Here is a 10,878-nt window from a genome sequence, read left to right on the forward strand (position 1 = left end):
AATCAATCCAGTTTGGGCAATTTAAAATTGTCCAACGGACTGGGCTGTTTCATCATGGCTTCAATGGCCTCCGTGGTCCTTGGGGCCATCTCGGATAGATTGACCGGTCCGTTTTCTGTGATGAGGATATCATCTTCGATGCGCACGGCAATGCCCCACCATTTTTTATCGCAAGCACTGCCTTCCGGAATATAGATGCCGGGCTCCACAGTGATCACGGTATTGGGTTTGAACGGCACATAAGTGCCCTGGTCATGGACATCCAACCCTAGATAATGGGAGGTGCCATGGGGAAAATAGATCTTGGTCTCATCTTCACTCTTGGTAATGCCCAGTTTCAGCAAACCTTCGGCCACCACCTCATAAGCGGCCCTTCCCGGAGCCTGGAACGGAGCTCCTACCACACTGGCCTTTATGCCTGCTTCTTGGGCATTGTAAACGATGTCATAGATGGCCTTTTGTTCTGGGGTAAACTTTCCATTGGCGGGGATGGTACGTGTCACATCGGCCGTATAACCATGGTATTCCGCTCCAAGGTCCATCAGCACAAGGTCGTTCCCGACCTCCATTTTGTTGTTTTCGATGTAATGGAGGATACAGCCATTGTTGCCCCCACCCACTATGGATGGGTAACCTTCGTATTCGGCCCCATATTTTTTATAGACATATTCGTGGACACCTTGTATCTCGGTCTCCGACATGTTGGGATGCATGGCCTTCATGACCTCGATTTGCCCCACAGCGGAAATCTCGACGGCCTTTCGCAACAGTTTCATTTCTTCAGGGGTCTTGGTCTCCCTCAATTGGGCCATTACCATAGGGAGTACCTTGGAGTCCAAATTATGGGATTGTTGGACCATCAGCACCTTGTCCTTGACTTCTTTCCGAAGGTCATCGTTGGAAGCATTTACAAAATCATTGAGAAATTCATCCTCCTGCAAATCGGGGAAACGGGTCAAATATCTTTCGACCGCTTGCACCAATTCATCCGTTTTGCTTCCATCATCCGAAGATATCATGGCATAGAGCTCATTTCTGATGGGATTGTAATCCGAAGGGTAGTTTGCCTTTTTCTTAAAAGTCTTTATCAGGTCGAAAAGGTCGGCATTGCCACTTTGATCGCGATAATCGTTCTTGAAATCCACAAAGGAGACGATATCGAACTTTGCAAAATCAATGGGGAAATTTTCGAACTCCCTCCCATTATAGACCATATCGAAGCCCAATTTTTCCTTCACACCCTCAACTCCCAGCCGTTTTCCGGTCCACTGCTCTGCCCTGGCATTGCGCTCCTGAACATAAATGATTTCATTGAACTGTTTGCCCGACGCGTCGGTCTGGGGGTCGGAGAACAGGACCAATACGGCGTTGGGTTCCTTGTATCCCGTCAAATAATAAAAATTGGGGTCTTGGTGGTAAATGTAATCCACGTCGTTCGCCCGGTTTCTTTCGGCATTGGCGAAAAGGACCACTGCGGTATTGGGTGGCAACAATTTTCGGACTTCGTCCCTTCTTTGCTTGTGGAAATCGGCGGACAGATAATCGGTCGGGGTTCCTTGGGCCACTACCAAGGAAACCAACATCATAGAGAACAACGTGCTTAGGATGAGCTTTTTCATGTAATCGATATTTGGCTCAAAATACAACTTTATATCACAACTGTATGATTAAAAAAAGTGTTTCCATTTTATGGAAATCATAAGAGTTTTAAACATTTGAATCCTTAATTAATTCTATACATTTGCGATGCTTTAAAAATGGTAGAAATGAAAAATACGGCTCTTTTTGAAACACATCAGGCACTGGGTGCAAAAATGGTTCCGTTTGCGGGCTACAACATGCCCGTTTCCTATGAAGGTGTGAACATTGAACACGAAACCGTGCGCAAGGGCGTAGGGGTATTTGATGTTTCGCATATGGGCGAATTTTTGGTCGAAGGGCCAAAGGCCCTGGAACTGATCCAAAAAGTGACCACCAACGATGCTTCCAAACTGACCGTGGGCAAGGCACAGTACAGCTGTTTGCCCAACGAAACGGGTGGGATCGTGGACGATTTGATCGTGTACCGCGTCAAGGAAGAAACCTACCTTTTGGTGGTGAACGCTTCCAACATTGAAAAAGATTGGAACCACATCTCCAAATACAACAAGGAAATCGGTGCCGATATGCGCAATCTATCCGACGACTACTCCCTGTTGGCCATCCAAGGACCAAAAGCCGTGGAGGCCATGCAATCCTTGACCTCTGTGGATCTGTCTTCCATCGGTTTCTACAACTTTGTTGTAGGTGATTTTGCGGGTATCGACTACGTAATCATCTCCGCCACAGGATATACTGGTTCTGGCGGGTTTGAGATCTACTGCAAAAATTCCGAAGTGAAACAAGTATGGGACAAGGTCATGGAGGCCGGTGCTAACTTTGGCATCAAGCCCATCGGATTGGCCGCCCGCGACACCTTACGCTTGGAAATGGGCTATTGCCTGTATGGCAACGACATTGACGACTCCACTTCTCCCCTCGAGGCCGGATTGGGATGGATCACCAAGTTCACCAAGGATTTTGTGAACAGCGAGGCCTTGGCCAAGGAAAAAGAAGAGGGGCCCAAAAGAAAACTCATCGCTTTCCAAATGGAGGAAAGGGGCATCCCCAGAAACGGTTATCCTATTTTGGACAAGGATGGCAATGAAATCGGCAAGGTAACTTCGGGGACCATGTCGCCCTCCCTTTCGCAAGGAATTGGGTTGGGTTATGTGCCGACCACACATTCCGATTTGGGCACTAAAATCTATATCAAAATACGCATCAACAAAGTTCCGGCAACCATCGTGAAGTTGCCTTTCTATAAAAATACCTAGATAGCCTTTGGAGAAAAAGAAGATTCTGATATTGGGGGCGAGCGGATTTGTGGGGAATGCCATATATAAAGAACTCTGCTCCTATTTCGACACTTACGGCACCTATTTTTCCAACCGTTCCTTCTCTACCAACAAGCAATTTTTCAGGTATGACCTGGAAGAGGACGATATTTTCCAGATTTTGGAAAAAGTCCATCCGGATGTGATCATTTCTGCCCTACGCGGCAATTTTCCTGCACAGATACAGGCCCATCAGCATTTGATGGAATATTTGATGAAGAGCAAGGCCAAACTTTACTTCATCTCTTCCGCCAATGTTTTCGACGCCTACAGCAAATACCCTTCCTATGAATATGACAAGACGCTGTCCGAAAGTGTCTTTGGCCGGCTCAAGATAAAAATCGAGAACATGATGATGCGGTTGCCCAAGGAAAAGACCGCCATATTGAGGGTACCCATGGTCTTTGGGAACAAATCGCCCCGTGTGAGGGAAATCAAGGCCCTTCTGGACAATAACGAACCCATTGAAGTCTTTCCCAACCTCATCATCAATGTAACGAATGATGACAGGCTCACCCAGCAGGTCCATTATCTCATCAACCGGAACAAGACGGGAATCTTCCATCTGGGCAGCAGCGACCTCATCCAACACGAGGAGTTCATCAAGGATATCATTCAACGTATGGGCAATTACCACCCCATCCTCAAAAGGGTCTATACCACCAATGAGGACCGCTATCTTGCCGCGTTGCCAAAGGACAACAAGCTCCCCAAAAATCTACAGATCAGCTGCCAAGAAATCATTGACCACCACATTTCAGTGTGAGATGACTGGATTTTTCCATGGGATTTGGCTAACTTTAAAAAAACACAGTTATGGAAAAAATGAATGAAAATGAAATCAACACGGCCCTACGGGAACTTCAAGGCTGGTCCTATAAAAATGGCTCCATTATCAAGTCCTTCAAATTCAAGGATTTTAAAGAAGCTTTTTCCACAATGACACGGATTGCCTTTGAGTGTGAAGCGCAGAACCATCACCCTAATTGGGAAAATGTCTATAACACCCTGAATATTGCCCTCACCACGCATGATGCCGGAGGGGTGACACAAAAGGATATTGCCCTTGCAAAATCCATTGAAAATTTAGTCGGATAAAGCCCTACATATTCATCTTGACAAAGGTGCATTTTTTGCTAAATTTGTCCCTATCCAGAATTTAAGATTGATATGGGAAGAGCGTTTGAATTTAGAAAAGCACGTAAGATGAAGCGTTGGGCAGCCATGTCCAAAGCGTTCACCAGGATCGGAAAAGATATTGTCATGGCCGTCAAGGAAGGTGGCCCCGACCCCGATGCCAATTCCAAACTGCGTGCGGTAATTCAGAATGCCAAGTCGGTGAACATGCCCAAGGACAATATTGAACGGGCCATCAAAAGGGCTTCGGACAAGAGCCAGGGCGATTATAAAGAGGTGCTTTTTGAAGGCTATGCCCCGCACGGAATTGCCATCTTGATAGAAACCGCTACCGATAACAATACCCGTACCGTGGCGAACATCAGAAGCTATTTTAACAAATGTAACGGCAGCCTCGGGACTTCGGGCTCCGTGGAGTTCATGTTTGACCACACCTGCAATTTTACCATCAAGGCGGATGGGATAGATCCTGAGGAGCTAGAGCTGGAAATGATCGATTTTGGTGCGGAAGAGGTATTTGCCGATGAGGACGGCATCCATATCTATGCCCCATTCGAGAATTTCGGGGCCATTCAGAAGGAATTGGAATCCAGGGAAATCGAGATCATTTCCTCAGGTTTTGAGCGTATCCCACAGGTTACCAAAGAACTATCGGAAGAGGAAATGGCAGATGTGGAGAAGTTGTTGGAAAAAATCGAAGAGGACGATGACGTCCAGAACGTGTACCACACCATGCAGGAATAAATACGATCACACCCTTTAAATACGCGTAAAAGCCTCTATATCAATAGAGGCTTTTATTGTTTATAATCGTTTATATTTCATTATATTTATGCATATTCCGAACTAATACCGAACTAATGAATTTCAACTATTATCTTTCCTCTTATTTAAAAAAGAACGGAACCCAATTAATAAGACTTAAACTTGAGACTTCTAAAAAGGATGTCCAGTATATTGACTCTGGAATATCCGTACTAAAAAACCAGTGGGACGACAAAAAGAAAAAAATAAAAAGGCATCCACTTGAAGAAAAACTGAACGCCAATCTCCAATCCTTATTGATCTCTGTTCAACAAATCTATTACAATAATAAAGGGATTTCAGCCAAACGCTTGCTCCTTCTTTATAAGAATAACAAGAAGTATGATACTAGTTCTTTTTTGGACTTCTATCAACAAATAGTCGATGAAGCTAGGTTAAAAGGTAAAATCCGCACTGCCAACACACAACAGAAGTACATCCAAAAACTAAAAAAATTCTCGAGCTACGTTTCATTCTCCGATCTTTCCGTACAATTCGCCAAGGATTATGAAAAATGGATGCTTGAAAAAGGGAATAAAATTAATACCGTCGCCTCGAATTTCAAGTCAATGTACGCAGTTCTAAATAAAGCAATGAAAATGGGTGTTATAAAGGAAAATCCCATAAGAGGCTATACAATAGTAACTGAGAATGTTGAAAAAGACTCATTGACTTTTGAAGAAATCACCAAACTTTCAGAATTGGAAATCCCTGTAAGATTCAAAGGGATGATCAAAGCCAGGGACATGTTCCTATTTTCCTTCTATACGGCTGGCATGAGATTTTCTGATATATGCAAGCTTAAATGGGAAAACATTGCCGGAAATGAAATCGTATATACTATGGGCAAATCCAGAACTAGAGCCGGTGCAAAAAGAACTTTGCCTTTGACTCCTAAGGCTGTGGCTATACTAGAAAATTATAAAGGTAGAAACAATACTTTTATCTTTCCTCCCCTTTATGGAATGGACAATAAAAATGCAGAAGAAATAGAACACAAATTATATATTGCCAATAATGCTATAAACCGGTCATTGCGTAATGCTTGTGAAAAAGCAGAAATAGGAAAATGGGTAAATATGCATATGGCAAAACATTCCTTCGCCGACTTTGCGGTAAAAAAAGATACTGGGTTGTTAATGATCTCCAAACTATTGGGGCATACCAAATTGTCCACCACACAGCATTATTTAAAAGATTTTTACCATAAGGAAGAAGCAGAAGAAATGAATCGATTGTTCGGTTGAAGTGCTTTTCATGCAATACTTAAACTACTTCATTAATAGTGATATAATACCCTTTGTCCACTCTTATGGATATTTCCCCCTTTCTGAGTTTTTGATTGACCGAATAAATGTCTTCATAAGCATACAGGTATTTTTTGCCAACTTTGAAAAAACTGACTAATCCTAGATCCCGTAAAGCCTGCATGATCTGTCCATTGTACGATACACCAAGCTTTTCGCAAAACGCCTTACCGGTCAGATTAAGGGGTTGTATGTTTACTTGATTGCCCATTGAATTTTACGACACTCTGATTCGATTTATTTGTTCAATCCCTTTCTTTTCTTCTTTCTTTTAGACTTTTTTCTGGCACCATGGTCAGTAAGTTCCAGCTTAAAAGGATTCCATTCCGATTCATCCATTAAAGACTCGACTATTCCATTTTCCTTAATTTCTCCCACATGACTTTTTGATTGTTGAGCAGAATTTCGAGTGCCTTTTGCAGTCCCATTATTTCTTGGTTCAACCTTGACTGTTCCTTCAACGTTTCCTTCGTCAGCTTGATCAGTTCCTCGTTCTTTTCCATTAGCCGATAGTATAACTGAACGGTCTCTTGTTTGCTCATAATCGATTTGTTTTACGATACTGTTCCATGAAAAATTTTTACCAAGGGTACTGCCTTTATATACTATGCCCTGATAGTTGAAAGAAATGCCCGAAACCCTTCCTGTGGTTTTGCTAATGTTGAATCTTGGCGATATACTTAGCTCTTTCAGTAATTTGACAAATTCATTTGTATCCGTTGCCCTTGAAATTGCCAAACCAATCCGCTCCTGTAAGATAAGTTTGATAGGTAAATCGCCTGTTCTCAGGGTTTTCTCTATTTCCTTTTGGTCAAGTGATTTTTTTGCACCGGCTTTTGTTGAAATTTGGGTTAGTCCATAATTCCTTTCCAGATCATTGAGCACTTCCCGGCTTCTTCTTTTAATGTTACTATCATTTGTTATCTTACCCGAATACCTTACCCTATTGGCCACTATATGGATATGTTCGTGTTCTGTGTCGGTATGGCGGTACATAATGAACTGGTTGTTATCGAAACCCATTTTCATCAGATAGTCGCATCCCAATGAAGCAAATTCTTTATCGTCCAATTGGTCAGAGTACGGCAGGTTCAAGGAAACATGAAGGACCGCATTCCCAAGTCCCGGACGCAATTGCCTGATCAAATTGAATTCCTGTGTCATGTTTACCGCTGTGGAATACTCTATATTGGAATCGATCACATACCCTACACCTTCGCTTACCTTTTTCTCATTGTAGGCAAGAACACCGTAAAAATCCTTTCCTATGGTTATCTTACCTATCATTGTTCGCTATATTTGATTTGAGCTGTTGCAACAGCATTTTTACCTCCTCCAATTGTTTAATGATGTTGAACGGGTCACGGATACCTGAGTTTGAGACCCTGGCAAGTTGGTTCAGGTTGTTTCCCACCCGGCTCAACTCGACAAAGAGTTTCCTGTCCAATGGGGTTATCTTTTTATTCGGCAAGGATTTTCCCGTACATTTTCTTCGGATATATTCGGCAACGGACAGCCCGATGGTTTCTGCATTAACGGAAACTTTGGAATGATCAGCAGCAGTCATCCTGACATTGACCTGTATTGTTTTTAATAACCCAAGTTCTTTTTTTGGCCTTCCCATTTCAAATGATTTAACGGATCACAAGGCAAACTGCAAACAAGGTGCGCAGGGTTTTTGTTAGCAAAAACACAACTTGCTTCGTGACCTCCGATCAACTATATGGCAAACCTATGGCCTATGGATTTCTTAGAAAGGATTTGCCGTACATGGACTTTTGTACGGCAAATCTGTTGGATGTTTTAAAATAAACCAAAACATAACAGCGAGTTCCATAGAAAGGGAAAGTAACATAATCAATGTTCATCTACTCTAATTATGAATCCCTCTAACCTAAAAGAACAAAATAAGTTTGATGATGATTTTTTGAAATGAAAATGAACTACCTCGATGCAGAGCGTTTGAGGTATAATTTAAATACTCTTTGCACCAACAATGCATTATAGGTTCACGAGTTCAACGCAACCAATTGTAAGGTGCTCAGTCTTTTAAATAGGAGTTAATGTTTTATGTAGGAAATTACTTTATATATAAATTATAATTATCTTTAAGTCATGAGAATATCAGGATTATATACCTTCTTAGTTTTACTTATGCTCATAAGCTGCTCAAACGATGATGATGTAAATGAACAGGCCTTAAAAAATGTAGTTGCCATTGTAAAAGGCCAGGCAACCTGTCAAACCATGGACAACGGTTTTGTCTATGAGGTGGAATTGGAAAACACAATAAGTACAGAATCCAATACATCCCTAAAAATAATAGGCATTACCAACCTTCCTGAAGAAATGCGAACAGAAGGTTTAAAGATAAATATGGATATCGAAAGAGCTGAATTTCCAGATGGGGCCTGCACCGCAAACTACTCTCCCGAATTCTTTTACCAAACCATCAGGACCAATATAGAGCCTTAGAATATCAGCTTATGAGAAATTTTTCAATCGTATTGCTACTTTTTTATATGGGAGTCAATTCGCCTTTATTGGCACAGGAATATTACTGGTCAGGAAATCAAAAAAATCCCTTGATTCAGGATAATTCTAAAATAGTTGCAAACATTGAAGAAGGCACCAATATCAAGAATCGTATTGAAGAGATGCAAGGTGTTAAAAAAATTGATCGAATAAACAGTACTACTGTAATTATAGAATTTGATGGCAAAAACTCAAAAGTTAATGAAGAATTAATTTCATTAGCTGCTAACAGGATATTTGCTTATTTCAACGAAGATGGGAGTTCCATAATTCCAACAGGAGAGATTTTATTTCGACCAAAGGAAGGCGTAACCATTGAAGAGATCAATAAAATTTGCGACAACCTATTGATAGTAACAAATAAGTCTTATGGCAGTTACACTGCCACAGTAAAAGATTATTCCAAAATATTCCAAATTGCGAATAAGTTGTACGAAACGGGTCATGTAGAATATAGTCACCCAAACTTTATCAGCAAGCTAAAGATGTTTCAAAATGACCCCTTATATCCTGACCAATATTATTTAAACAATACAGGGCAATTCGGAGGAACGCCTGGAATTGACATAAATGCCCCAGAGGTATGGGCAATTACAACAGGACTCGCCAATGTTCGGGTTGCAGTAATAGATGATGGTGTTGAAAATCATCCTGATATTGATGGAAGGGTCGTTGACGGATATACCATAGGCAACCCCAATGGAAATGGTGCACCTTTAGCCGGGGCAGAGCATGGTCAGGCATGTGCAGGTATTATTGCAGCAACAAGAAACAATAATGAGGGGATTGCAGGAATCGCACCTTGCTCTGAAATAGTACCCATCAATATTTCTGTACCCTTTGTCACGGCAGGCCAAATCAGAGATGCCATTGACTGGGCATGGGATGAGGGCGAGTCAGATGTTTTGAGCAATTCATGGGGATATCCTTCCAGTGATGCAATAACCCAAGCTATTGGTAGAGCTAGATCTCAAGGAAGAAACGGTAAAGGCTCTATAGTGGTCTTTGCTTCTGGCAATAGTGGTGGTGCTGTAGCATTTCCCGGAAACGTAGCGGGTGTTATAACCGTCGGTGCAGTCGACAGGAACGGGAATCTTTGGGCGTACAGTAGCAGGGGACCTGAAATGGACATTGTTGCCCCATCAGGCAATACTAATCTTCTTGGCGATATAAGAACCACAGATAGGCAGGGAGCTAATGGATACAATGGTGGGAATTATGTCAATAATTTTGGAGGAACATCCGCGGCCTGTCCTCAAGTTGCCGGTGTTGTGGCATTAATGTTATCATATAAGCCGAGTATGACAGAATCCCAAGTGAGCAATATATTGAAATCTACGGCGACAGGTACTGGCTTCAATAACAATCTAGGACATGGTAGACTAAATGCTCAAGCGGCACTTCAACAAACTATTCCCATAATTGAAGGGCCATCAATGTTTTGTCCTTCAGCCACTATGGAGGTTGCTGAATTGGATGGTGGATCCATTACCTGGTCTGTATCCCCATCAAACGCCCTTAGTTTTACCCAAGGCCAATCATCGACCACATTTACAAGAATTGGTAGTTTTACAGGTTCAGCTGTAATTACGGCTACTTTAAATCCTTCATGTGGAACCACTCAAGTAATTTCAAAGAATGTCAGTGTAGGTTTAGCTCCTATAAATAATGTTTCGTTTTCTAACGGGGCTGATGGTGAAGAATATCTATGTACTAGCCATACGGGTAATACGTATCAGATTTATCCGAATACTGCAAATACAACTTATCAATACCGTCTTCGAAGCTATCCAAATCTAACTGTTGTCTATACCTCTCCGCCAGGACAATATAATACAGGAACTATAATCTATATTCCATCGCAGGGATGGTATGAATTTCAGGTTAGAACCACAAATGCTTGCGGTACTAGTTCATGGGCAGGTTTTGAAGTCGAATATGTTGATTGTACCCAAATTGGTAACAGAAGCAATCATTCAACCTTCGTTTATCCCAACCCGGCAAACAGTCAACTATATATTAAAAGGATTGATGCCGATTTAGATGTTAAAATCCAAAATTCGAGCAAATTAGAACCTTTTAGAGCGGAACTATACAACCTTAGTGGATAAGCCGGGTAAAGTGACCCACCTTCGCCGGATGAAACTGACCAGGGTAAACGAACTGCCTAGATTTGATCT

The 10,878-nt window shown here is 42.0% G+C and carries 10 protein-coding genes; 7 read left to right on the top strand and 3 right to left on the bottom strand.

Features of this window, described 5'->3' with window-relative positions:
* Positions 1-2 precede the first annotated feature (2 nt).
* A complete protein-coding gene (locus tag SD450_RS18635; RefSeq protein ID WP_318345884.1) occupies positions 3-1,619 on the bottom strand; it encodes an aminopeptidase P family protein in 1,617 nt (538 codons plus the stop codon).
* A 147-nt stretch (positions 1,620-1,766) separates the two neighbouring features.
* Between SD450_RS18635 and gcvT the strand changes: the two genes are divergently transcribed.
* From gcvT to SD450_RS18660, 5 genes are all read left to right on the top strand, one after another.
* Complete coding sequence (gene gcvT / locus SD450_RS18640) at positions 1,767-2,855, top strand: glycine cleavage system aminomethyltransferase GcvT (protein WP_318345885.1); 1,089 nt, start codon at positions 1,767-1,769, stop codon at positions 2,853-2,855.
* Between the two features lie 7 nt (positions 2,856-2,862).
* Positions 2,863-3,681, top strand: a complete 819-nt coding sequence (locus tag SD450_RS18645) for a sugar nucleotide-binding protein (RefSeq protein WP_318345886.1) — start codon at positions 2,863-2,865, stop codon at positions 3,679-3,681.
* Between the two features lie 50 nt (positions 3,682-3,731).
* Positions 3,732-4,013, top strand: coding sequence for a 4a-hydroxytetrahydrobiopterin dehydratase (locus SD450_RS18650; protein WP_318345887.1), 282 nt, complete (start codon positions 3,732-3,734; stop codon positions 4,011-4,013).
* 72 nt (positions 4,014-4,085) lie between these two features.
* Positions 4,086-4,796, top strand: a complete 711-nt coding sequence (locus SD450_RS18655) for a YebC/PmpR family DNA-binding transcriptional regulator (protein WP_318345888.1) — start codon at positions 4,086-4,088, stop codon at positions 4,794-4,796.
* A gap of 116 nt (positions 4,797-4,912) precedes the next feature.
* The gene (locus tag SD450_RS18660) at positions 4,913-6,103 is read left to right on the top strand and encodes a site-specific integrase (RefSeq protein WP_151891673.1); all 1,191 of its coding nucleotides are present in this window, start codon (positions 4,913-4,915) and stop codon (positions 6,101-6,103) included.
* A 297-nt stretch (positions 6,104-6,400) separates the two neighbouring features.
* Here SD450_RS18660 and SD450_RS18665 read toward each other — a convergent pair whose 3' ends face one another.
* Together SD450_RS18665 and SD450_RS18670 are read right to left on the bottom strand one after the other, a co-directional pair.
* A complete protein-coding gene (locus SD450_RS18665) occupies positions 6,401-7,450 on the bottom strand; it encodes a relaxase/mobilization nuclease domain-containing protein (protein ID WP_151891674.1) in 1,050 nt (349 codons plus the stop codon).
* On the bottom strand, positions 7,440-7,787 hold the full coding sequence (locus SD450_RS18670) for a plasmid mobilization protein (protein WP_036383575.1): 348 nt from the start codon (positions 7,785-7,787) through the stop codon (positions 7,440-7,442). The genes SD450_RS18665 and SD450_RS18670 overlap by 11 nt, the downstream gene beginning before the upstream one ends.
* A gap of 491 nt (positions 7,788-8,278) precedes the next feature.
* Between SD450_RS18670 and SD450_RS18675 the strand changes: the two genes are divergently transcribed.
* Together SD450_RS18675 and SD450_RS18680 are read left to right on the top strand one after the other, a co-directional pair.
* The gene (locus SD450_RS18675) at positions 8,279-8,638 is read left to right on the top strand and encodes a hypothetical protein (RefSeq protein WP_151891675.1); all 360 of its coding nucleotides are present in this window, start codon (positions 8,279-8,281) and stop codon (positions 8,636-8,638) included.
* An 11-nt stretch (positions 8,639-8,649) separates the two neighbouring features.
* Positions 8,650-10,809 carry a S8 family peptidase gene (locus SD450_RS18680; RefSeq protein ID WP_318345889.1) on the top strand — a complete coding sequence of 720 codons (2,160 nt, stop codon included), beginning with the start codon at positions 8,650-8,652 and terminating at the stop codon, positions 10,807-10,809.
* Positions 10,810-10,878: the final 69 nt, after the last annotated feature.

The sequence above is a fragment of the Flagellimonas baculiformis genome (assembly GCF_033441575.1).
Classification (GTDB): Bacteria; Bacteroidota; Bacteroidia; order Flavobacteriales; family Flavobacteriaceae; genus Flagellimonas; species Flagellimonas baculiformis.

Coding starts and splice junctions, on each gene's coding strand:
- SD450_RS18635 (WP_318345884.1), bottom strand. CDS start 1,619: ATGAAAAAGCTCATCCTAAGCACGTTGTTCTCTATGATGTTGGTTTCC.
- gcvT (WP_318345885.1), top strand. CDS start 1,767: ATGAAAAATACGGCTCTTTTTGAAACACATCAGGCACTGGGTGCAAAA.
- SD450_RS18650 (WP_318345887.1), top strand. CDS start 3,732: ATGGAAAAAATGAATGAAAATGAAATCAACACGGCCCTACGGGAACTT.
- SD450_RS18655 (WP_318345888.1), top strand. CDS start 4,086: ATGGGAAGAGCGTTTGAATTTAGAAAAGCACGTAAGATGAAGCGTTGG.
- SD450_RS18660 (WP_151891673.1), top strand. CDS start 4,913: ATGAATTTCAACTATTATCTTTCCTCTTATTTAAAAAAGAACGGAACC.
- SD450_RS18665 (WP_151891674.1), bottom strand. CDS start 7,450: ATGATAGGTAAGATAACCATAGGAAAGGATTTTTACGGTGTTCTTGCC.
- SD450_RS18670 (WP_036383575.1), bottom strand. CDS start 7,787: ATGGGAAGGCCAAAAAAAGAACTTGGGTTATTAAAAACAATACAGGTC.
- SD450_RS18675 (WP_151891675.1), top strand. CDS start 8,279: ATGAGAATATCAGGATTATATACCTTCTTAGTTTTACTTATGCTCATA.
- SD450_RS18680 (WP_318345889.1), top strand. CDS start 8,650: ATGAGAAATTTTTCAATCGTATTGCTACTTTTTTATATGGGAGTCAAT.